This window comes from Nocardia sp. NBC_00881 (assembly GCF_045207455.1).
Classification (GTDB): Bacteria; Actinomycetota; Actinomycetes; order Mycobacteriales; family Mycobacteriaceae; genus Nocardia.
Map to the genome: position 1 here is coordinate 2737319 of NZ_CP108798.1, position 22988 is coordinate 2760306.

Sequence of the window (22988 nt, forward strand, 5' to 3'; positions counted from 1 at the left end):
CGAATTCCTTTGCGGGGTGGGTAGTTCGGTTTTCAGACGCCGATCGCGGCGAGTTCGGCTTCGATGGCCGACTCCAGCCGCTCCCGGATCTCGGGCACCGCGATCTTCTGGATGAGTTCGTGGAAGAAGCCGCGCACCACCAAGCGGCGGGCAGCGTCCTCCGGAATGCCGCGGGCGCGCAGGTAGAACAGCTGCTCGTCGTCGAAACGACCAGTGGCACTCGCGTGTCCGGCACCGGCGATTTCACCGGTCTCGATCTCCAGGTTCGGCACCGAGTCGGCGCGGGCGCCGTCGGTGAGCACCAGATTGCGGTTCACCTCGAAGGTATCGGTGCCTTCGGCAGCGGCGCGGATCAGCACGTCACCCACCCACACGGTGCGGGCGTCACCCTTGGGGGAATGCGGATCGCCTTGCAGCGCACCCTTGTACAACACATTCGACTTGCAGTACGGGACAGCGTGGTCGACGAGTAGGCGTTGCTCGAAGTGCTGGCCGGCGTCGGCGAAGTAGAGGCCGAGCAACTCGGCGTCACCGCCGGGGCCGTCGTAGCGCACGGTGGCGGTAAGGCGCACCAGATCGCCACCGAGGGTGACGGCGATGTGCCGCAGCGTGGCATCACGGCCCAGCTTGCCATGGTGCGCGGTGGCGTTCACGGCATCGTCGGCCCAGTCCTGAACCGCGACGACGGTGAGCTTCGCACTGTCACCGAGGACGAATTCCACGTTCTCGGCGTAGGTTCCGCTGCCGCGCTGGTCGATCACCACGGTCGCGACCGCGAAGTTCTCCAGCCTGATCTGCAGGTGGCCGTAGGCGGTCTTGCCCTCGCCGGGACCGGTGACCGTGATGACGACCGGTTCGGCGACCTCGGTCTCCGCGCCGACCGACACGATGGTGGCCGACTCGAAGCCCGAATAGGCCTGCGCGGCAACCCGGTCAGACGGCACACCCGCTTCGCCGAGGCGAGAGTCGGTGCGCTTCACGGTCTCGACCTTCACACCGACGACCGGGGTGACCTCGACCGTGGCCTGGCCGTCCCGGACAGCCGTGCCGTCGTGCAGCCCGCGCAGACGGCGCAGCGGGGTGAACCGCCACGCCTCGTCGTGCGAGGAAGGTACCTCGAAGGCGTTCACGTCGTACGAGGAGAAGACCTCGCCCTTGTTGGTCGCGGCCCCTGCGCCCGGATTCTGAATCGGCTTGGCCGTGGGGTTCTCGCCCTCGACCGCTCCAATCACACCAGTCGCCATCAGCCAACGGCCCCTTCCATCTGCAGCTCGATGAGCCGGTTCAGTTCCAATGCGTACTCCATCGGCAGTTCCTTGGCGATCGGCTCGACGAAGCCGCGCACCACCATCGCCATCGCCTCGTCCTCGGTGAGGCCGCGGCTCATCAGGTAGAACAGCTGATCCTCGGAGACCTTCGAGACGGTCGCCTCGTGGCCCATGGTTACGTCGTCCTCGCGAATGTCGACGTAAGGGTAGGTGTCCGAGCGGCTGATCGTGTCGACCAACAGCGCGTCGCACTTCACGGTCGATTTGGAGCCATGCGCACCCTTGTTCACCTGGACCAGGCCGCGGTAGGAGGCACGGCCACCGCCGCGCGCCACCGACTTCGACACGATGGTCGACGAGGTGTGCGGTGCCAGGTGCAGCATCTTCGCGCCGGTGTCCTGGTGCTGGCCCTCGCCGGCGAACGCCACCGAGAGCACCTCACCCTTGGCGTACTCTCCGGTCATCCAGACCGCCGGGTACTTCATGGTGACCTTGGAGCCGATGTTGCCGTCGATCCACTCCATGGTCGCGCCTGCCTCCGCCTTGGCCCGCTTGGTGACCAGGTTGTAGACGTTGTTCGACCAGTTCTGGATGGTGGTGTAGCGGCAGCGGCCGCCCTTCTTCACAATGATCTCGACCACCGCGGAGTGCAGCGAGTCCGACTTGTAGATCGGTGCGGTGCAGCCCTCGACGTAGTGCACGTAGGCACCCTCGTCGACGATGATCAAGGTCCGCTCGAACTGGCCCATGTTCTCGGTGTTGATCCGGAAGTAGGCCTGCAGCGGGATGTCGACGTGTACACCAGGCGGCACGTAGATGAATGAGCCGCCCGACCACACGGCGGTGTTCAGCGCGGAGAACTTGTTGTCACCCGCGGGAATCACCGAGCCGAAGTACTGCTGGAAGATCTCCGGGTGCTCCTTGAGGCCGGTGTCGGTATCCAGGAAGATCACGCCTTGGGCCTCCAGGTCCTCGCGGATCTGGTGGTAGACGACCTCGGACTCGTACTGCGCGGCGACACCGGCGACCAGACGCTGCTTCTCTGCCTCCGGGATGCCCAGCCTGTCGTAGGTGTTCTTGATGTCCTCGGGCAGCTCGTCCCAGGACGCGGCCTGTTTCTCGGTCGAGCGCACGAAATACTTGATGTTGTCGAAGTCGATGCCGTCGAGATTGGACCCCCAGTTCGGCATGGGCTTGCGATCGAAGATACGCAACGCCTTGAGCCGCTGCTCGAGCATCCATACCGGCTCGTTCTTCTTCGCCGAGATATCGCGGACAACCGCCTCGGACAGACCTCGTTGCGCACTGGCACCGGCCACATCCGAATCGGCCCAGCCGTAACCGTAGTTGCCCAGCGAAGCGATCGCCTCTTCCTGGGTGAGCGGTTGCACCTGGTCGGTGGTCGTCGTCATTCGGCGCTCCTTCCGGAGTCGTTCGTTCGTACCGCTGCGGGCTGTGCAGCGGTTTGTGCTGACGTCTTCTCGGCAATCGGCAACACCAGCAGCGGCACGTGCGTGGTGCACGCGCAGTCGCCGTTGGCGATCGTTGCCAACCGCTGCACGTGGGTGCCGAGCAGTTCGCGGAACGCCTCGAGTTCGGCCGCGCACAGCTGCGGGAATTCCTCGGCGACGTGCGAGACCGGGCAGTGGTGCTGGCAGATCTGCACGCCCGCGCCCACCTTGCGGGTGGTGGCGGCGAACCCGGCTTCGGTGAATGCCTCGGCGATCTCCTCGGCCTTGGCCTCGGTGTCGGCGGCGTTCTGCTCCCCGGGGCTGTGCTGTCCGACCGGCTCGATTCCGGCCACGATAGTGCGTGCCCGTTTGCGCGCGAACTCGGTGATGGCTTTTTCGCCGCCGATCTCCCCGAGCTGCCGGATGGCGGCACCGGCCAGGTCGTCGTAAGCGTGGCCGAGCTGGCCGCGCCCCGCGGCGGTGAGCTGGTACTGCTTGGCCGGGCGGCCGCGGCCCTTCTGCTGCCACGGCGCCGATCGGCTCGCCCGCGCCTGACCGGAATCGATCAGTGCATCCAGGTGCCTGCGCACGCCCGCCGCAGCCAGGCCCAGCTTGCTCCCGATGGCGGTCGCGGTGATCGGCCCCTCCTCCAGCAGCAGCTGGACGATGGCCGCGCGAGTGTGTCCCTCGGCACCGACCGTCACATGAGCAGCAGACGACCCGGCACCAGCCTTGGTGCCGACCCCTTCGCTGTTCCGCAAACCCACGGTTTTCACAACATCAGTGTGGCGGAATTCCTTCCCGAAATCTAATAAGGGTGACCTGAGTTATTTGCCGCTCGACCTGCGGTCGAGCGGCACCAGACGCCGCCGGACCGGCCGAAGTGCGAACACCGTGCGTTCGAGGTGAACCCGAGCAGGATCGGAGTGACGTATCACACAGCGTTAGCCGAGGTATCCCCCGCCGAAAACTACAAGCGGTTCAGCACAGATCGGTGAACATGCTCGGGTCGGCTGGTCAACGGGCGCTGCCCGCACGATGCGGAAGGCCGTGCCGCAGGAACCTCGCGTAGCCGAGGGCGACGTTCACCGAGGTTCACCGCGGGCTTCGAACTCCTTGCGAACTGTTGGCGGACACCTCGGGCTATCGTGCCCTGGCTTCATGAACTCCCGGAGAGAGGCAGGTTCACGAGCCAGGGCAATGGGAGGGAGCACTAGGCTTCGTCTCGTGGCGGTACTGGAGGGCGCACGGCGCAGCACACTGGCGTTCGCGCGCCGGGCACTCGGACTCGACGCGCCTGCGGCCGATCACACGATCGCGGTCCTGCATCGCGACGAGTCGGAGGTGCCCGGCCTCGACCGCAAGGAGCTGGTCCAGCTCGACCGGATCCGCCGGATGGGCGCGACCGGCACGGTGCTGATGGCGATCAGCGCACTCGGTATCGGCGCGCAGCCGGTGCACCAGAATCCGACCTCCGGCGTCCGCGTGCTCGGTATCTTCGCCCGCGCACACACCGGCTCGCTAGCCATGTGCATGACCGGCACTGTCGTCGTCGTACTGGCCTGGCTGTTGCTCGGCCGGTTCGCGGTCGGTGGCATCGGCGGCTCACCCATCCACCGGCTGACCCGCTCGCAGCTGGATCGCACGCTGCTGCTGTGGCTCATCCCGCTCAGCGTGGCCCCGCCGCTGTTCAGCAACGACGTGTATTCCTATCTTGCGCAGAGCGAGATCGCCGCGCGCGGCATCGATCCCTATCAGGAAGGCCCGGTCGCGGGACTCGGGATCGACAATGTCCTCACCAACAACGTCCCGACCATCTGGCGCGACACCCCGGCCCCCTATGGCCCGTTGTTCCTCTGGATCGGCCGCGGCATTGCCGACATCACCGGCGACAACATCATCGCGGGCGTTTGGGTGCACCGGATCCTGGCGCTGGGCGGCGTCGCGTTGATCGTCTGGGCACTGCCCCGACTGTCGGTGCGCTGCGGCGTCGCGCCGGTGAGCGCCCTGTGGCTCGGCGCCGCCAACCCGCTGGTGCTGTTCCACCTGGTCGGCGGCGTGCACAACGACGCGCTGATGCTCGGCCTGATGCTGGCCGGGTTGGAGTTCTGTCTGCGCGCCATCGAGGACACCCACCCATTCGATGGAAGCGCCTACGCGTGGCTGATCACCGGGGCGGTCATCATCACGCTCTCGTCCTCGATCAAGTTCACCTCGATCATCGTGCTCGGCTTCGTCGGCATGGCTCTGGCCAGAAGGTGGGGCGCGTCGCTGCGCACGGTCGCGATCGCGGCGGCCATGCTCGGCGCGATCGCCGTCGGCACAACGCTTCTCATCAGTTCGGTGAGCGGGCTCGGGTTCGGGTGGATCTACACTCTGAACACCGCGAACGCGGTGCGCAGCTGGATGTCGCTGCCGACGGCGCTCGGCATCATCACCGGGTTCGGCGGCGTGCTGCTCGGACTCGGCGACCACACCACCGCGCTGCTGAGTATCACCAGGCCGATCGCGGCCCTGGTCGCAGGCTTCTTCACTGTTCGCATGCTGGTCGCCACCGGCACCGGTCGGCTACAACCGGTCGGCGCGCTCGGCGTGGCACTCGGCGCCATCGTGCTGCTGTTTCCGGTGGTGCAGCCCTGGTACCTGCTGTGGGCGATCGTGCCGCTGGCCGCGTGGGCGACCCGGCCGGTGTTCCGCCTCCCGGCCGTGGCATTTTCGGCGGTCGTGAGCGTCATCCTGATGCCGCGCGGCGCCGACCTCGAGGTGTTCCAGATCGTCGGCGGCGCAATCGCCACCGTGATCGTCGGGGTACTTTTCGTCGTCATCACCCGCAACGCGCTGCCCTGGCGGGGGCAGACCGGGGTGTCGGCTCCGTCACAACTGCCCGCCTCTTACGGTGTGACATCGTGACCGAGCGCAGCGAGGGAGCCATCAACCCCACCGTTGGGGACGACACAGCCGAGCGCCAGCGAGGCGGAGTCGTGACCGAGCGCAGCGAGGGAGCCATCAACACAGCACCAACGGGCACGACGCAGCCGAGCGCCAGCAAGGCGGAGTCGTGACCGCAGCCACCGGACCCGCCGTCAGCGTCGACGCGGTCGTCAAGCGTTACGGCGAGACCACGGCGGTGGACAGCCTGTCCTTCGCGGTCGAACGGGCGCAGGTGCTCGCACTGCTCGGCCCGAACGGCGCGGGCAAGACCACCACGGTGGAGATGTGTGAGGGGTTCGCCTCGCCGGACGCAGGTTCTGTGCGCGTGCTCGGCCTGGACCCGGTCGCCGATTCCGAACGGCTGCGCCCACGCATCGGCGTGATGCTCCAGGGCGGCGGCGCGTACCCGGGTGCGCGGGCGGGCGAAATGCTCGACTTGGTCGCCGCATATTCCGCCGATCCGCTCGACCCGGAGTGGCTGCTGCGCACGCTCGGGCTGCAGGACAACCGCCGCACGCCCTACCGTCGCCTCTCCGGCGGCCAGCAGCAGCGGCTCGCACTGGCCTGCGCGCTGGTGGGCAAGCCGGAGATCGTGTTCCTGGACGAACCCACCGCGGGCCTGGACGCGCAGGCCCGGCTGATGGTCTGGGAGCTGATCGATGCCCTGCGCAGGGACGGGGTGACCGTCGTGCTCACCACGCACATGATGGACGAGGCCGAGCAGCTCGCCGACCAGCTGGTGATCATCGATCACGGCCGCATCGTCGCCTCCGGCACCCCCGCCGAGGTCACCGCGCACGGTGCGGCTGGGCAGCTGCGATTCTGCGCTCCGCCGAAACTGAACCTCGAATTGCTGACATCGGCTCTACCGGAAGGATTCGCGCCCAGGGAGACCTCCCCCGGCACGTATCTGGTGGAGGGCGAGATCAACCCGCAGGTGCTGGCGACGGTTACCGCCTGGTGCGCACGGATGGACGTGCTGGCCACCGACATCCGGATCGATCAGCGCCGCCTCGAAGACGTCTTTCTGGAACTGACCGGACGGGACCTGCGCGGATGAGCCAGCACGACCTGACCGCCAATCGCTTCGCGCCGGGCACCTTCACCCCCACCCCGCGTCCCAGCTCACGCGCCGCGATGATGATCGCGCAGACCCGGCTGGAGCTGATCCTGTTGCTGCGCAATGGAGAACAGCTGCTGTTGACCATGTTCATTCCGATCACCCTGCTGGTCGGCCTGAGCTTGCTGCCGTTCGGCGATCTCGGCACGGATCGGGTGGACAAGATCGTGCCCGCGGTGATGATGGTTGCCGTCATGTCGACCGCGTTCACCGGCCAAGCCATCGCGGTCGGCTTCGACCGTCGCTACGGCGCGCTCAAACGGCTCGGTGCGACGGCGCTGCCGCGTTGGGGCGTCATCGGAGGCAAGAGTGCGGCGGTGCTCATCGTCGTCGTGCTGCAGGCGATCCTGCTCGGCGTGATCGGCTTCGCGCTCGGCTGGCGTCCAGAGCCGGTTGGTCTGCTGCTCGGTGCCGGCGTGATCGCGCTCGGCACCGCCACCTTCGCGACGATGGGGCTGTTGCTCGGCGGAACGCTGAAGGCGGAGGTCGTGCTCGCCCTGGCGAACATCCTCTGGTTTGTCATGCTCGGCATCGCCAGCATCGTGTTCGCCTCCGACGACCTGCCGACCGCGGTGAACGTGCTGGCTCGGCTGATCCCCTCGGGCGCGCTGGCGGTCACCCTGGAGGATGCGATGCGCAGCAGCGTCGACTGGTTCGGGCTGGCCGTGCTCGCGGTCTGGGGCGGCGCGTCCGGCGTTCTCGCGACCCGCTTGTTCCGCTTCCACTGACTCATCCCAACGACGGAATGTAGTAGACCGGGTGCCGGCACCCGATCGGCCCCGGCTACCATTCTGGACGTGCTGTATCGCGCGTTTTTGCGACTCGTCGACAAGCTGCCGCTGCCCTCGCCGCCGGTGCAGCGCCTGATCGCGGTCGCGGTCATCCTCTCCCAGGCGGGCATCTCGGTCACCGGCGCCGTCGTCCGGGTCACCGCGTCCGGCCTCGGCTGCCCGACGTGGCCGCAGTGCTTCCCCGGCAGCTTCACCCCGGTCGCGGTCTCGGAGGTTCCGGCCATCCACCAGGCCGTCGAATTCTCCAACCGGCTACTCACCTTCGCCGTCACGCTGTGTGCCGCGCTGGTGGTGCTCGCGGTGACCCGTGCACGCCGCCGCCGCGAAGTGCTCGTGTACGCGTGGCTGATGCCCGGCGGCACGGTGGTGCAGGCGATCATCGGCGGCATCACGGTGCGCACGGGCCTGCTGTGGTGGACGGTCTCGTTGCACCTGCTCGCATCCATGGTGATGGTGTGGCTCGCGGTGGTGCTGTACGCGAAGATCGGCGAACCCGACGACGGCATCGACACCGTACGGGCGCCCGCGCCGCTGCGCTGGCTCACCGGGCTCAGCGGTGTGGCGCTGAGCGCTGTGCTCATCGCGGGCACCATGGTGACCGCGGCGGGGCCGCACGCGGGCGACAAGAGCATCGAGCGCCCCGTCGAGCGTCTGCAGATCGAGATCGTCACGCTGGTGCACCTGCACTCGCAGTTGCTGGTCGGGTATCTCGCGCTGCTGATCGGCCTGGCATTCGGTCTGTTCGCCGTCGGCATCACACCCGCGGTCCGCACCCGCCTGTTCACGCTGCTCGCGCTGGTCTGCTCGCAGGCGCTGGTCGGCGTGGTGCAGTACTTCACCGATGTTCCCGCGGCCCTGATCGTCGTGCACGTCGGCGGAGCAGCGGCCTGTACTGCCGCGACTGCCGCACTGTGGGCCTCACTGCGCAGCAGGGAACGGGTCGGAGCGCCGGTACCGGACACCGCAACGCAGGCGGCCTGACCGCCCGTTGCGGGTACCGTTGTCGTACGTGCCGACGCCTGAGCCGAAAACCGAAGCCGCCGAGACATTCCCGGACATCGAGCCATACGACCACGAACTGCTCGACGTCGGTGACGGACACCGGATCTACTGGGAGACGAGCGGCAACCCGAACGGCAGACCAGCGCTGGTCGTGCACGGCGGTCCCGGCGGTGGAGGACGACGGGGCGCACGCAAGTCGTTCGACCCGGAGGTCTACCGGATCGTCTTGTTCGACCAGCGCGGCTGCGGGGAAAGCCTGCCGCACGCCTCCGACCCAGCGGTCGACATGGCGCACAACACCACCGACCATCTGATCGCCGACATGGAACGGCTGCGCGAACACCTCGGGATCGACCGGTGGCTGCTCCATGGCGGCTCCTGGGGTTCGACGCTGATCCTCGCCTACGCCGAGCGTCACCCGGAGCAGGTCAGCGGCATTGTGCTCGTCGGCGTCACGATGACCAGACCAGAAGAGATCGACTGGCTCTATCGCGGGGTCGCGCGACTGCTACCCGAGGAGTGGGAGACCTTCCGCAACGGCGTGCCCGCCTCCGACCGCGGCCGCGATCTCGTCGAAGCCTATCGCCGTCTGATCGAAAACCCCGACCCGGCGACTCGCGACTTGGCGGCGCGGCGGTGGTGCGACTGGGAGGACGCCGTGATCGCGCACGAAAACCTCGGCAGCCCAGGCCAATACAGCGCCAAAACGGACGCGGCACGGCTGGCCTTCGTGCGGATCTGCACGCATTACTTCGCCAACGCCGCCTGGCTCGAGGACGGTCAACTGCTGCGCGAGGCATATCGACTGGCGGGCATCCCCGGCGTTTTGATCCACGGCAGACTCGATCTGAGCGGCCCGCTGTACACCGCCTGGCAGCTGGCCGAAGCGTGGCCCGACGCGGAACTCCAGGTCATCGAAAATTCGGGACATACCGGCAGCCCGGCCATGCGCACCGCAACCCTGCGAGCCATCGCCCGATTCGCGAGTTAAGTCCGAATTGGGACTTTGGTCCCCGTCATCGGTGTCCGGCGACCCCGTTGTCGGCAGTTTCCGGCTGCAAGTGTGAAAGGCACCCAGTCGACGCGAGCAACCGGAGACCAGATGAGCACGCCAGCTGACCACCGGTCGATCGTCGTCGGAGTCGACGGCACCGCTACGGCACTGGCCGCAGCTCGCTGGGCGGGCGACTTGGCGGCCCGCCAGTGTGTCCCGCTGGTGCTGTTAGGCGTCGCTCCCGCGCTCGACCATCCGCTGACTGCGGTGGCGTTGGCGGAGACCGATCTGCTTCCCGAACTCCGCGCCGCGGCGCAGCGCAAGGTCGAAGAGGCATTCGCGGCCGTGCGCGGCGACCAACCACAGGCGGAGATTCAGCGGATCGTCGAAGCTGGCATTCCCGCACGCAAACTGATCGAACGCAGCGCGGCAGCGCGCATAGTCGTGCTGGCCGCGAAGCCCACCGACCGGTTCAGCACGCTGCTGCTCGGGTCCACGGCGCTCGTGGTCGCGAACAAGGCGACCTGTCCGGTGGCCGTATGGCGCGGAAAGACCGACCATCCGCTGCCGGATCGGCGGCCTGTTCTGGTCGGTGTCGACGGCAGCCCGGGCAGCGCCGCCGCGATCGGCGAGGCATTCGAGTTGGCGTCGGTGCTCGACGTCGGGGTGCTGGCATTGCACGCCTGGAACGACCCGGACCTGCTGCAATGGACTCCGGTACCCGACGCCTGGACCACCCTCGCCCAGCGGGAGAAGGCACTGCTGTCCGAGCGCCTTGCCGGATGGAGCGAGAAGTATCCGGACGTCGCGGTCACCAAGGTGGTTCAGAAGAGCTTGCCCGCGCAGTCCCTGCTCGAGCACGCCGAGGACGCGCAAATGGTGCTGATCGGCAGCCGCGGGCACAACCGCCTCACCGGGCTCCTGGTCGGCTCGACCAGTCAGAACCTGCTGCACCACTCGCCGCGGCCAGTGGTCATCTGCCGCGAACAGTAGAACTTCCCACAGGAGGCCATTGTTATGAGCCACGATCTACACCCTGGACAGCGCGACCCGGACCTCGTGCCACTCGCACCGGTCGCGCTGGTCCTCGGCGTGGTGATGGTGGTCACCGCGCTGGCCGTAGTAGTCGAAATCCCCCGCTTGACATCGGATTACGGCATTATGGTGGTCGCCGCGGGCGTCCTCTACCTCGTTGGGGCCGGCTCGCTGATGCACTGGGGCATCGACCAGCTCCGGAATCGCTCGGACCAAGCCTGATCTCGCACGCCCCACACGGTTCGCTGAAGAACGGCTCGTTGAGCAGCCGGGACGGGCCGGTGGACCGCCGGACAGCATGGTGACCGTAGCGGTCGGCGCGCCACTCCTGCACCGAACAGTGCGGCCGCGGTCGTGCAGGCCGCGAAATACGATGCACCCGGGCGCGCAGAATCGAACAGAACGATCTCGAACCTGCGAGCAAGGAGGGACCGTGTGCAATCCGTCGATCCATGTCGCCTCGCTGCGGAAGGGCGAAGAGGTCTACCGCAGCGAACTCGGTTCGCTGACCAGACTCACCGCCGACAGTTTTCCGATCCTCAGCGGGCTCTCGATCAAACGCCTCAGGCTGGCGCCCGGCGCGGTTCGCGAACCGCACTGGCACGCGAATGCCACCGAACTCACCTACTGCACCGCCGGGCAGGCGCTGGTATCGATACTGGACAACGGCAGTAACTTCGCCTCATTCCTGGTGAGTGCCGGGGAAATGTTCCACATCGATTCCGGCGCCCTGCACCACGTCGAGAACGTCGGCGGCACCGACGCGGAATTCATCCTGGCGTTCCGCCATGAGCGACCTGAGGACTTCGGATTCAGCGCTGCTCTCGGCGCGATGACCGACTCCGTGCTCGGCAACACCTACGACCTGTCTGCCGCGGACTTCGCCGAGGTCCGGCGCAGCACCACCGCCAGGCTCATCGCGCAACGCGACGGCGAACCCGACATCCCGGCCGCCGCCCATTTCGGCGATCCACATCACTTCGCCATCGAAGCGATACCGGCGACGGTGGACTCACCGGTCGGCTCCGCGCGCACCGCCCGCGAGCAGTTCTGGCCGGCACTGCACGACATCTCGATGTACTCGCTGCGGGTCCGGGAAGACGGCATGCGCGAACCACATTGGCATCCGGTCACCGCCGAAATGGGCTACGTCCACCACGGTTCCGCACGTATGACGGTCATGGATCCGGACGGGACCTTGGACACCTACACCGTGAAGGAAGGTGAGGTGTACTTCATCCCCCGCGCCTACCCCCACCATATCGAGGTCGTCGACTCACCCCGAATTCACCTGCTGATCTTCTTCGACCAACCGACACCCGCCGACATCGGCTACCGCGCCTCGATGAGCGCCTACTCCCGCAAAGTCCTCGCCGCGACATTCGGCACCACCCTCGACGAACTCCTTGACCTCCCCTTCACCCCCACCGACCCCCTGATCGTCACCCGAAACAACCCCCTTGCCCCGTAGTCCAAGCAATCGGGCGCAGCCGTCATCGTCCTGGGAAACGATCCCCGACTGCTCGGGCGCGTTCGGCATCTGCGAGAGCGGGCGCACCCGGTGTAAGGCCGCGTACCCCACGGTCGCGAGGACTAGGGCGACGAACACGCCGAGATTGCTGCTCCCCAGGCTTCCTGCGCGGGCCGCCGGCGTGAACAGGTAGCCCAGCAGCGGGCCGATATGCGGATCAGGGGAGGTGACCAGGCCGAGGCCGACAATCGTCGCAACAACCAGGCAGCCGACCCCGGCGATGTTCACCCGGCCATAGCCACCGGTCAGGCTGTAGAGAGCCACACGGTCATACCCCGGACGACGCCGTTGCCATATGTCGACCACGTACACGCCCGTCCAGGCGGCCATCACCACCCCGGTCGTGGTGAGGAACGCCTGAAATGGCGCAAAGAAGCCTGGCGCGGCGAAGGCCACATACCCGCCTGCGGCGGCGATCAGCACCGCATCGACCAACACGGTGAAATGCCGAGGGATCCGGACGCCCAACGTTTGCAGTGCAAGCCCTGAGGAGTACAGGCCGATAATGGAACCAGACACGAACCCTAGCAACGCCAGCGCCAGATACGGCACCAGGAACCAGGTGGGCAAGTGGGCTGACAGGGCACTCACCGGATCGGTCGCGGCCTGCTCCGCGACGTCGGGGTTTCCTGCGGCCAACAATGTCCCGAACCCCATCAGCACGATGGCAGGTGCGGTACCTCCGAACGTGGTCCAGCCGACCAGCGCGCGTTTACTTGACTCACGAGGAAGATATCGAGTGTAGTCGGCCGCGCAGTTGATCCAGCTCAGGCCGAGTGTATTGGCGACCAGCATGACACCGCCCGCGAACGCACCCACGCTCGCCTGGCCATGTGCCGCGAACGAGATGTTGGGTAACGTCAGCACGAAGTAGCCGACCGACAGCCCGGCGAATACGAGGGCAAACCACTTCTGGATTCGCAAGATCACATGGCAGCCGTAGATTCCGACCACGGTGGTTATCAGGATGACCGTGACCAGTGCGACGACCATGACCGGATCGGTATTCATGTCCGGGTCGAGGCGATGCGCCACGGTGCGAGCCGCGAGGGCCGCCAAGACCGCCGAGAACGTCTCCCACCCCACCAACGCAAGGTAGCTGAGCAAGGTCGGGATCTTGTTGCCGTGGAATCCGAATGCCGCGCGGCCTGCCACCATCGTCACCGCCCCGCCCTGCTGCCCGGCCAGAGAAACCAGGCCGAGCAGGCCGAAGGAAAAGACCGCGCCAACCGCCGCGGCCAGCGCCGCAAGGTGCCAGTCGAGGCCGAGCGCTGTCACATACGGACCGAATGACATCAGGACCACGTTGCAGCTCGTGGCAGCCCACGGCCAGAACAGAGCACGCGGCTTTCCCCGGCGTTCCTCGTCGGTGACCCACTCGGTGCCTTTGCGCTCGAAGGACCAGTCCGAAGGCCTCGCTGCTTTCACTGCCATGTGAAATCCGTTCGACGGGAGCGGGTTGTCCGAACCGACCGGCGCAAGTACGTACACTCGCTCATTGAACCGCTGACTGACGGCACAATAAACGAGTGTAAGGTCTGCAACGGTTTGCGCAAGCCCCTTCAGCAGCACAGCCGCACCCCGCCTCCGGGTGTCCAGTGCTGGCACTTTGTCAGCGAACTTGTGGAGTACGCCTGCCGCTATCGCGGCGTCGAGGACGACGGCCAAGGCGATTCGGCGTGTTGGTTACAGCAGCGAATATGACGGCCCAGGAGTCCCTGACCCGCCGCGGCGGGTCCTTCAGCCGATGGAAGCGTTCGGCCCGATCCACTGGTCGAATAGCCGGTCGACCGAACCCGTCGCGAGTTGTGTCGCCAACCAGGCATTGAGGGCGGTGGCCAAGAGCTGGTCGTCCTTGCGAACCAAGAGCACCTTGCCGAACGAGTCGAACGGCGTCTCCGGGTGCAGCACTTGCAGGTCCGGGTGCTGACGCACGCGGTAGCGGCCCTCGACCGAGTCGGTAACGAACACGTCGGCACGGCCTTGTTCGATCTCCCCGAAGATCGTCAGGTTGTCGGGCCACAGGATGAGCTGCGCGTCCGGGAAATTCTTGCGCGCGAATTCCTCGTTTGTGCCACCCCGATTCGCGATCACTCGGACGCCGGGCCGGTTGATCTGCTCGATCGTCGAGAAGTCGGTGCCGCTCGAACGGCGCGTGATCGGCGTCTTGCCGTCGGTGCCGTAGGTGATCGAGAAGTTGGCGAAGATGCGACGGGACGGCTGATCGGAGATGCCGCCGACGGCGATATCGCAGTGCCGCTCGGCGAAATCCGTCCTCAGCGTCGCCCACGTCACCGGCACGAACTCCACCGGGCGGCCGAGCACGGCCGCGAATTCCTCCGCGAGATCGATGTCGACGCCACGGTAACCATCCGCACCGTCGCCGACGGAGTATGGCGGATAGTCCCCGGGGGTGCAGGCGCGCAAGGCATTCGACAGCTCCTGCGCGGCGGCCGGAAGCACCGACGCGGCAAGGGCTGTCCAGCCGGCGACGAAGACTGCGCCGATGCGGCCGGTCAGCCGCATAACTCGATTGCGCACCGCTCAGTCCTCGTTGCGCGCCTTGGGGAAACGGGTCTGGCGGGCGACCCAGCCCGCCATCTTGGCCCAGTGGCCTCGACGCGGCGTGACGACCGAGGTGAGCTCGCGATCCCATTCGCCGGATTCGGTCAGGCCGTCGACGAAACCGACGAGCTCCTCGGCGGTGTCCAGGTCGGCAACGACCCGGTCACCGAGAACGCCGTCGGCGCCTACCAGGGTGACGCGGACGCCGATGCGCCCGAGAGGCTGGAGCACGGCCGTGGCGGAACCGCCGTGATCGGAGACGAATCCCTTGACGGACTCCACGAGGGCGCCCGACAACTTCGCCGGGGCCGTAGCGGCTCGAGTACTCATGACAACAGAGTTTACCGACCGGTAGAAAGCAGCCCAGCCGCTCGGGTGTACAACTGGAACTCATGCACGCCATTCAGGTTTCCGAACACGGTGGTCCCGAGGTCCTGAAGTACGTGGACGTGCCCGATCCACGCATCGGGCCGGACCAGCTGCTGGTCGACACGCAGGCGATCGGCATCAATTTCATCGACACCTACATCCGCACCGGCCGCTACCCCCAGGACGTCCCGTACATCCCGGGCGCCGAGGGCACCGGCGTCGTCACCGAGGTCGGCGCGAACGTGAGCGAGTTCGCGGTCGGCGACCGGGTGGCGTGGGCGGCCGCGCCGGGCAGTTACGCGCAGAAGGTGGCGGTGAACGCCGCCGTCGCCATCGCGGTGCCGGACGGAGTCGAGGTTGCGGTGGCCGCCTCGGCGCTGCTGCAGGGCATGACGGCGCACTACCTGATCGAGTCGATCTACAAACCGGAGCCAGGGGAAACCGTGCTGGTGCACGCGGGTGCGGGCGGTGTCGGGCTGATCCTGACCCAGCTGGCCACGGCGCGCGGAATCCGGGTGATCACGACGGTGTCCTCCGACGACAAAGAAACCCTTTCCCGCGCGGCGGGCGCCGCCGAGGTGCTGCGCTACGGCGACGATCTCGCCAACCGGGTGCGCAAACTCACCGACGGCGTCGGCGTGGCCGCGGTCTACGACGGCGTCGGCGCGTCGACCTTCGAGTCGAGCCTGGCCTCGCTGCGCGTCCGCGGCACGCTCGCCCTGTTCGGCGCCGCGAGCGGCCCCGTGCCGCCGTTCGACATACAACGGCTCGGCCCGGCCGGTTCACTCTCCGTCACTCGCCCGACCCTCGCGCACTACATCCGCGACCGCGCCGAATTGACCTGGCGCGCAGGCGATGTACTCGGCGCCATTGCCGACGGCTCACTGAACATCCGAATCGGCGGCACCTACCCGCTCGCCGACGCCGAGCGGGCCCATCGCGACCTGGAGGGCCGCAAGACCACGGGTTCCATCGTTCTGCTCCCCTGAGCCACGGCCGGCCGGAAAGCATCGGCCGTGGGTCAGTCGCCGCTTGCCCACCGCCCATCAGCAATCTCGCCCGGTGAGTCCACGGTAGACGAAGCGAGTCAAGCCGTTCACCGCTTGCTCGTCGGTCAGGTCCACTGTGCCGTCCTCGACCGCGACCACCAGGCTTTGGGTGAGCAGGAACATCATCGCCAAACTGGCGTCGGCCGTGCTCGGCAGCCGCAATCCCTTGTCGGCGAAGCCTTCCACGTGGTCGATGATGTCCGCGCGCTGCTCACGCCCGAACCGCGCGACCATGCGAGCGAAGTCGTCGTTGACCAAGGCCGCCTGGTTCACCGCGCGTAGCACCGCCGCATGTTCCCGCGCGAAGGCCCAGTACCCCGCGACGTGGTAACGCACCGCCTCCGGGTCGCTGAAGTCCGGGTTGTGGTCGGGCTTCTCCGCGCGCTCGTCACCCGCCGCGGACAGGTCGCTCAGTAGTGCTTGAAGCAGTTCTTCCTTGCTTGCGAAATGGTTGTAGAACGACCCCGCGGCCCGGCCCGCGGTCGTCGTGATGTCGGTGATCTTGGTATTCAGATAGCCGCGCTCGGCGAACAGCCGCAGTGCGGCGGCCTTCAGCGCCTGCTCGGTCTCGGCCGACTTCTCCTTGCGGCTCAGGGACACCCGCATCACCTCCTTGACACGGAAACGTACCAACTCACATACTGAACTTTCATTCACTGAAATCAATTTCATCAGGAGTAGCTATGGCTCAGCTCGTCCTTGTCGCGGGTGCCGGCCCCACCGGCCTTACCCTCGCTCTCGACCTCGCTCGCCGGAGCATCCCGGTCCGCATCATCGACAAGGCCGCGAAGTTCTTCGCCGGTTCCCGCGGCGACGGCATCCAGCCGCGCACGCTGGAGGTGTTCGACGACCTTGGTGTGCTCGACGCGGTGCGCGCGGCCGGGATGCCGATACCCGCGATGCGCGTCCACCTCGACGGCGAGTTCGTCACCGAGCGCAGGATGTGGGAGCCGATCGAGCCGACGCCCACCGTCCCCTACCCGAATCCTTGGGTGCTCAGCCAGTCCGGGACCGAGGGCATCCTGCGCGATCGGCTCGCCGAGTTCGGCGTGCACGTCGAACTCGGCACCACGCTGGTCGCCTTCTACCAGAACGAGGGTGCCGTCACGGCGACGCTGGAGCGCGACGGCGCACGCGAGACCGTGCGCGCCGCCTACCTGGTCGGTGCCGACGGCGGGAAGAGCATCGTGCGCAAGACGTTGGGCATTCCGTTCGAGGGCAACACCGACGAGTCGATCCGGATGCTGCTAGGCGACGTGCGCGCCGACGCGCTAGACCACGAGTTCGGTTATTGGTTCGCAGCCGCCGACCGGCCGATGGAGGGCATCGCCCTGTCGCCGTTGCCCGGTGGGCGCCAGTTCCAGTTCGCCGCCCCGTTCACCGGCGACGCGCAGCCGAGTCTCGCGCTACTTCAGAAGTACGTGGACCGCTACTGCGGACGCGATGACATCACCCTGACCGAGCTCAGCTGGGTCACGGTGTGGCGGCCGAATGTCCGCTTGGCCCAAAAGTTCCGCGACGGTCGCGTCTTTCTGGCCGGTGACGCCGCGCACGCGCATCCGCCCACCGGAGGACAAGGGATGAACACCGGCATCCAGGACGGCTACAACCTCGGCTGGAAGCTGGCCGCCGCCCTCGCCGGTGACGACGCACCGCTGGACAGCTACGAATCCGAGCGGAGGACGGTGGCTGCCCGGGTACTCGGTCTGAGCTCGGAACTGCTGGACAAGCTGGTCGACGGCGACGAGGACGCCATGCGACGCGGTTCGGAGACCCAGCAGCTGGACATCAGCTACCGCGACCCGGCCGCGTACGAACCGCTGGCGGCGGGCGATCGCGCACCGGACGCGCCGCTGAAAGATGAAGCGGGACGACCGATCCGACTGTTCGACCTGTTCCGCGGACCGCACGCGACGCTGCTGTCGTTCGGCGGCACCGCCCCGGCCGGGCTGGACGCGTATGCGGTGGTTCGCCCTGGGATGCCGGTGGCGGGACCGCATGTGGTGGATGTCGACGGGCACGCGCACACCGCCTACGCCGCGGCCGAGGGCACCTGCGTACTCATCCGGCCGGACGGCTACGTGGGCGCGATCAATTGAATAAGCTGCCGATGGTGTCCCAGCCGAGCACCGAGTCCACCGCGAGGCCGCAGAACACCACGGCCAAGTAGTTGTTCGACTGCAGGAACAGCCGCAGCGGCTTCACTGATTCGCCGCGCCGCACACCCGCGTACAGCTGGTGGGCCATGAGCAGGAACCACGCTCCGGCCACCAGGGCCACGGCTGTGTAGACCACACCGGTCGCCGGCGCGAGGGCCAGGGTGGTGAGCACCGTCAGCCAGGTGTAGATGACGATCTGCTTGGTGACGGTCCGCTCGGTGGCCACCACCGGCAGCATCGGCACGCCCGCCGCGCGGTAGTCCTCCTTGTAACGCATGGCCAGCGCCCAGGTGTGCGGCGGTGTCCAGAAGAAGATGACACCGAACAGCGCGAGCGCGGGCCAGCCGATGCCGCCGGTTACTGCCGACCAGCCGACCAGCGCGGGCATGCAGCCCGCCGCGCCACCCCAGACCACGTTCTGCGCCGTGCGGCGCTTGAGGCCGAGCGTGTACACGAAGACGTAGAACAGGATCGTCGCGACCACGAGCAGGCCGCTGAGCAGGTTCGCCTGCCACCACAACCAGCCGAACGAGCCGACGCCCAGCAGCACACCGAACACGAAGGCATTCCTGGTCGGCACCGCGTCCCTGGCCAGCGGACGTTTGGCGGTACGCTTCATCACCTTGTCGATGTCGGCGTCGGCGACACAGTTCAGCGTGTTCGCGCTCGCGGCGCCCATCCAGCCGCCGAACAGCGTGACCACGATCAACCGGAGGTCGACCGTGCCACGACCCGCGAGCAGCATGGTGGGAATCGTGGCGACCAGCAGCAGTTCGATAACGCGGGGTTTGGTCAGCGCGATGTACGCCAACATCCGCCGCATGAGTCGAGAAGGTAGGCCGGGACCCGTGAACCGATCGGCCAGCGCCGTCGCGGAGGAGCCGTGTGCGCCATCGCCACCCGGCTGTTGCCCAATCCGCACTGTCTCTCCTCGCACGCTGTGCATCGCCTCCGGCCTGGACCAGCAGCGCCACGAGTCCCGGCGGTCCCGATGCGCCGTTGGACCTCCGCCCATCCCGACGCCCCTCCAGACCCGGCGCGGCGCGACTACTACAAAGGATGGTAGACCCCCGGCGCCTCCTCCTCTCCCCGCGCCCCCGCGCAACCCCGCCGAAACCTGACCTATCAGACCGGTCCCCCACGCGGTCCCCACCGCACCATTCGAGTCCACTCTGCACCCACCTACGCCGCCGACCACTCGCCTCTTTCCGAGCGACACCGGGCACCGCCTGCAGGTCCGAACTCCCGCCGCCCCTCAGACGACACAGCCGCACGCTAAACACGGGTTACTGCTGTGCCGGTCAAGCGGCACATCTAGGGTAGTTGAGTAAACCGGTATGCACGCCATCGCTGCCGTGCGTTCATCGCCGTCAGAAACTTGCCGCCGTCGACGAAACCAATGTCAGGAGAACCTCGGTCGTGTCAGTCACAGACGACATCCGCGCCCTCACTCAGCCGAACCACCCGGACGACTGGACGGATCTGGACACCAAGGCCGTCGACACCATCCGGGTCCTGGCCGCCGACGCGGTGCAGAACACCGGGAACGGTCATCCCGGCACGGCGATGAGTCTGGCGCCGCTGGCGTACACGCTCTACCAGCGCACGATGCGTCTCGACCCCAGCGATCCCACCTGGGTGGGCCGGGACCGGTTCGTGCTCTCCTGCGGCCACTCCAGCTTGACTCAGTACATCCAGCTCTATCTGGCCGGATTCGGTCTGGAACTGGACGACCTGAAGAACCTGCGCAAGTGGGGCTCGCTCACCCCGGGTCACCCGGAGTTCCGCCACACCGACGGCGTCGAGATCACTACCGGCCCACTCGGCCAGGGCCTGGCCTCGGCGGTCGGCATGGCGATGGCGGCACGGCGCGAACGCGGCCTGTTCGACCCCGACGCTGCGCCAGGCACCAGCCCGTTCGACCACTTCGTCTATGTGGTTGCCTCCGACGGTGACCTCGAGGAGGGCGTCACCTCCGAGGCGTCGTCGCTCGCGGGCACCCAGCAGCTCGGCAATCTCGTCCTGGTCTACGACGACAACCGGATCTCCATCGAGGACGACACCACCATCGCCTTCACCGAGGACGTCGCGAAGCGCTTCGAGGCCTACGACTGGCACGTGCAGGTACTCGAGGGCGGCGAGGACGTCGTCGCGATCGAAGCCGCGCTGGCCGCGGCCAAGGCCGAGACCGGCAAGCCCTCGATCATCGTGTTGCGTACCATCATCGGCTACCCAGCGCCGGGCAAGATGAACACCGGGGCAGCGCACGGCGCCGCGCTGGGCGCCGACGAGGTGGCCGCCACCAAGAAAATCCTCGGCTTCGACCCGGAGCAGAGCTTCCAGGTGGACGATGCGGTCATCGCGCACACCCGCAAGGCTATCGAGCGCGGTCGGGAGGCCCACCAGGAATGGCAGCGGTCGTTCGACGCGTGGGCCGCGGCGAACCCGGCGAACAAGGCGCTGTTCGATCGCCTCGCCGAGCGGCGCCTGCCCGAAGGCTGGGCAGCCAACCTGCCGACCTACGAAGCGGATCCGAAGGGCATGGCCACCCGTAAGGCCTCCGGCAAGGTGCTCGCCGCGCTCGCGCCGGTGCTGCCTGAGCTGTGGGGCGGTTCGGCCGACCTCGCCGAGTCCAACAACACCACCATGCCAGACCAGCCCAGCTTCGGGCCGGAGTCGATTTCGACCGGCATGTGGAAGGCCAACCCGTACGGCCGCACCCTGCACTTCGGTGTCCGCGAGCACGCGATGGGCTCGATCCTCAACGGCATCGCCCTGCACGGCCCGACCCGCCCCTACGGCGGCACCTTCCTGGTGTTCAGCGACTACATGCGTCCTGCGGTTCGCCTGGCCGCGCTGATGCGAGTGCCCGCGATCTACGTGTGGACCCATGACTCCATCGGCCTCGGCGAGGATGGGCCTACACACCAGCCGATCGAGCATCTGGCCGCGCTGCGCGCCATTCCCGGCCTGAACGTGGTCCGCCCCGGCGACGCCAACGAGACCACATACGCCTGGCGCACCATCCTCGAGCGCGATAGCAGCGAGCACACCTCGCACTTCTCGGTCTCCGAGCTGCCGCATCAGGACGGCCCGTCGGGGCTGGCGCTGACCCGACAGGATCTGCCGATCCAGGAAGGCACCAGCTACGAGGGCGTATCGAAGGGCGGCTACGTCCTGGCCGAGGCGTCCACCGGCACACCGCAGGTGATCCTCATCGCTACCGGTTCGGAGCTCCAACTCGCGGTCGCCGCCCGCACTACGCTGGAGGAGCAGGGCATCGGAACCCGCGTGGTGTCGATGCCGTGTGTGGAGTGGTTCGACGCGCAGGACAAGGCTTACCGGGACGAGGTGCTCCCGCCCGCGGTGGCCGCTCGTGTCGTCGTCGAGGCCGGTATCGCGATGCCGTGGTACCGGTTCGTCGGTGACGCGGGCGAGATCGTATCGATCGAGCACTTCGGCGCCTCCGCCGACTACAAGACCCTGTTCCGCGAATTCGGTTTCACTCCGGAAGCCGTCGTTGCCGCAGCGCAGCGCACGCTCGAGAACGTGAAGGGATAAGCGCTCATGGCACAGAACGAAAATCTCGCCGCCCTCTCCACCGCAGGCGTCTCCGTGTGGCTCGACGATCTGTCCAGGGGCCGGATCCAGTCCGGCAATCTGGCGGACTTGATCGCCACCCGCAGCGTCGTCGGGGTCACCACCAACCCGACGATCTTCCAGGGTGCGCTGAGCCAGGGGCACGCCTACGACGGCCAGGTGAAGGAGCTCGCCGCCCAAGGTGCGGACGCCGACGCCGCGGTGCGGACCATCACCACCGACGACGTGCGCGCCGCCTGCGATGTGTTCGCCCCGGTGTATGAGGCGACCGGCGGTGTGGACGGCCGGGTCTCCATCGAAGTCGATCCCCGTCTGGCGTTCGACGCGGAGAAGACCACCGCCCAGGCCGTGGAGCTGTGGAAGATCGTCGACCGGCCCAACCTGTTCATCAAGATCCCCGCCACCGAGGCGGGCTTGCCCGCGATTACGGCCGTGCTCGCGGAGGGAATCAGCGTGAACGTCACGCTGATCTTCTCGGTCCAGCGCTACCGCTCGGTGATGGGCGCGTACCTGGACGGCGTACGGAAGGCCAAGATCGCCGGGCACGATTCGGCCAAGATCCATTCGGTCGCCTCGTTCTTCGTGTCCCGGGTGGACACCGAGATCGACAAGCGGCTGGAGGCGATCGGCACCGACGAAGCGCTCGCGCTGCGCGGTCAAGCTGGTATAGCGAACGCGCGTCTGGCCTACGCCGAGTACCAGGACGTGTTCGACGGCGGCAAGCGCACCTCCACCTATACGAACCTGGCCGCGGTCGGCGCGAATCGCCAGCGGCCGCTGTGGGCTTCGACCGGCGTGAAGAACCCGGACTACTCCGACACCATGTACGTCACCGAGCTGGCGGCGCCGAACACGGTGAACACGCTGCCGGAGAAGACCTTGGAGGCCGTCGCCGAGCACGGCGAGATCCGGGGCGACACCGTCAGCGGCACCGCCGCGGAGGCCCAGGAGGTCTTCGACAAGTTGGTCGCGGTCGGCATCGACCTGGACGACGTGTTCGCGGTGCTCGAGCGCGAAGGCGTGGACAAGTTCGAGAAGTCCTGGGAGGAGTTGCTGTCCGCCACGGCCCAAGAGTTGAACTCGGCTACCGCCTCCGGAACTGACGTATCCGGGAACAGCTGAC

At 67.3% G+C, this 22988-nt stretch carries 20 protein-coding genes and 1 pseudogene; 13 read left to right on the forward strand and 8 right to left on the reverse strand.

Annotated features, from left to right (window positions below; translation table 11 throughout):
- Positions 1 to 32: 32 nt before the first annotated feature.
- The 3 genes from sufD to OH799_RS10720 are packed head-to-tail and all read right to left on the reverse strand — an operon-like array spanning position 33 to position 3495.
- Positions 33 to 1244 carry a Fe-S cluster assembly protein SufD gene (gene sufD / locus OH799_RS10710; protein WP_406278682.1) on the reverse strand — a complete coding sequence of 404 codons (1212 nt, stop codon included), beginning with the start codon at positions 1242 to 1244 and terminating at the stop codon, positions 33 to 35.
- A complete protein-coding gene (gene sufB, locus OH799_RS10715) occupies positions 1244 to 2680 on the reverse strand; it encodes a Fe-S cluster assembly protein SufB (protein WP_357261500.1) in 1437 nt (478 codons plus the stop codon). The genes sufD and sufB overlap by 1 nt, the downstream gene beginning before the upstream one ends.
- Positions 2677 to 3495, reverse strand: coding sequence for a helix-turn-helix transcriptional regulator (locus OH799_RS10720; protein ID WP_406278686.1), 819 nt, complete (start codon positions 3493 to 3495; stop codon positions 2677 to 2679). The genes sufB and OH799_RS10720 overlap by 4 nt, the downstream gene beginning before the upstream one ends.
- Before the next feature lie 424 nt (positions 3496 to 3919).
- Between OH799_RS10720 and mptB the strand changes: the two genes are divergently transcribed.
- The 9 genes from mptB to OH799_RS10765 all read left to right on the forward strand — a co-directional run bounded on the left by mptB (position 3920) and on the right by OH799_RS10765 (position 12063).
- Positions 3920 to 5629 carry a polyprenol phosphomannose-dependent alpha 1,6 mannosyltransferase MptB gene (gene mptB / locus OH799_RS10725; protein WP_406278689.1) on the forward strand — a complete coding sequence of 570 codons (1710 nt, stop codon included), beginning with the start codon at positions 3920 to 3922 and terminating at the stop codon, positions 5627 to 5629.
- Positions 5626 to 5781, forward strand: a complete 156-nt coding sequence (locus OH799_RS10730; protein WP_406278692.1) for a hypothetical protein — start codon at positions 5626 to 5628, stop codon at positions 5779 to 5781. The genes mptB and OH799_RS10730 overlap by 4 nt, the downstream gene beginning before the upstream one ends.
- Complete coding sequence (locus tag OH799_RS10735; RefSeq protein ID WP_406278695.1) at positions 5778 to 6710, forward strand: ABC transporter ATP-binding protein; 933 nt, start codon at positions 5778 to 5780, stop codon at positions 6708 to 6710. Before OH799_RS10730 ends, OH799_RS10735 begins: the two co-directional genes overlap by 4 nt.
- A complete protein-coding gene (locus tag OH799_RS10740; RefSeq protein ID WP_406278698.1) occupies positions 6707 to 7498 on the forward strand; it encodes an ABC transporter permease in 792 nt (263 codons plus the stop codon). The genes OH799_RS10735 and OH799_RS10740 overlap by 4 nt, the downstream gene beginning before the upstream one ends.
- A 69-nt stretch (positions 7499 to 7567) precedes the next feature.
- Positions 7568 to 8542 carry a COX15/CtaA family protein gene (locus OH799_RS10745; RefSeq protein ID WP_406278701.1) on the forward strand — a complete coding sequence of 325 codons (975 nt, stop codon included), beginning with the start codon at positions 7568 to 7570 and terminating at the stop codon, positions 8540 to 8542.
- Positions 8543 to 8570: 28 nt separating this feature from the next.
- Positions 8571 to 9554: a prolyl aminopeptidase gene (pip, locus tag OH799_RS10750; RefSeq protein WP_406278704.1), complete on the forward strand. Its 984-nt coding sequence runs from the start codon at positions 8571 to 8573 to the stop codon at positions 9552 to 9554.
- 111 nt (positions 9555 to 9665) lie between these two features.
- The gene (locus OH799_RS10755) at positions 9666 to 10550 is read left to right on the forward strand and encodes a universal stress protein (RefSeq protein WP_406278707.1); all 885 of its coding nucleotides are present in this window, start codon (positions 9666 to 9668) and stop codon (positions 10548 to 10550) included.
- Between the two features lie 24 nt (positions 10551 to 10574).
- Positions 10575 to 10814 (forward strand): hypothetical protein, encoded by a 240-nt coding sequence (locus OH799_RS10760; RefSeq protein ID WP_406278710.1) that lies wholly within the window; start codon positions 10575 to 10577, stop codon positions 10812 to 10814.
- 151 nt (positions 10815 to 10965) lie between these two features.
- The gene (locus tag OH799_RS10765) at positions 10966 to 12063 is read left to right on the forward strand and encodes a cupin domain-containing protein (RefSeq protein WP_406278713.1); all 1098 of its coding nucleotides are present in this window, start codon (positions 10966 to 10968) and stop codon (positions 12061 to 12063) included.
- A gap of 234 nt (positions 12064 to 12297) precedes the next feature.
- Here the strand turns inward: OH799_RS10765 and OH799_RS10770 are convergent.
- The 3 genes and pseudogenes from OH799_RS10770 to OH799_RS10780 all read right to left on the reverse strand — a co-directional run.
- A pseudogene (locus tag OH799_RS10770) lies at positions 12298 to 13557 on the reverse strand (purine-cytosine permease family protein); the annotation flags it as partial.
- A gap of 306 nt (positions 13558 to 13863) precedes the next feature.
- The gene (locus OH799_RS10775; protein WP_406278716.1) at positions 13864 to 14664 is read right to left on the reverse strand and encodes a transporter substrate-binding domain-containing protein; all 801 of its coding nucleotides are present in this window, start codon (positions 14662 to 14664) and stop codon (positions 13864 to 13866) included.
- A gap of 3 nt (positions 14665 to 14667) precedes the next feature.
- Positions 14668 to 15018 (reverse strand): hypothetical protein, encoded by a 351-nt coding sequence (locus OH799_RS10780; RefSeq protein WP_406278719.1) that lies wholly within the window; start codon positions 15016 to 15018, stop codon positions 14668 to 14670.
- 62 nt (positions 15019 to 15080) lie between these two features.
- On the opposite strand from OH799_RS10780, the gene OH799_RS10785 reads away from it, so the two are divergent.
- Entirely contained in the window at positions 15081 to 16046 is a 966-nt protein-coding gene (locus OH799_RS10785) for a quinone oxidoreductase family protein (protein ID WP_406278722.1), read from the forward strand.
- 57 nt (positions 16047 to 16103) lie between these two features.
- On the opposite strand, the gene OH799_RS10790 is transcribed toward OH799_RS10785, so the two are convergent.
- A complete protein-coding gene (locus tag OH799_RS10790) occupies positions 16104 to 16712 on the reverse strand; it encodes a TetR/AcrR family transcriptional regulator (protein WP_406278725.1) in 609 nt (202 codons plus the stop codon).
- 77 nt (positions 16713 to 16789) lie between these two features.
- Here OH799_RS10790 and OH799_RS10795 point away from each other — a divergent pair, with 77 nt between their 5' ends.
- Positions 16790 to 18205, forward strand: a complete 1416-nt coding sequence (locus tag OH799_RS10795) for an FAD-dependent monooxygenase (RefSeq protein ID WP_406278728.1) — start codon at positions 16790 to 16792, stop codon at positions 18203 to 18205.
- Here OH799_RS10795 and OH799_RS10800 read toward each other — a convergent pair.
- Entirely contained in the window at positions 18198 to 19088 is an 891-nt protein-coding gene (locus OH799_RS10800; RefSeq protein WP_406281976.1) for a heme o synthase, read from the reverse strand. The two genes, OH799_RS10795 and OH799_RS10800, sit on opposite strands and share 8 nt — an antisense overlap.
- A 596-nt stretch (positions 19089 to 19684) precedes the next feature.
- Here OH799_RS10800 and tkt point away from each other — a divergent pair.
- Together tkt and tal are read left to right on the forward strand one after the other, a co-directional pair.
- Positions 19685 to 21826, forward strand: coding sequence for a transketolase (gene tkt, locus OH799_RS10805; RefSeq protein ID WP_406278731.1), 2142 nt, complete (start codon positions 19685 to 19687; stop codon positions 21824 to 21826).
- A 6-nt stretch (positions 21827 to 21832) separates the two neighbouring features.
- A complete protein-coding gene (gene tal, locus OH799_RS10810) occupies positions 21833 to 22987 on the forward strand; it encodes a transaldolase (protein ID WP_406278734.1) in 1155 nt (384 codons plus the stop codon).
- Position 22988: the final 1 nt, after the last annotated feature.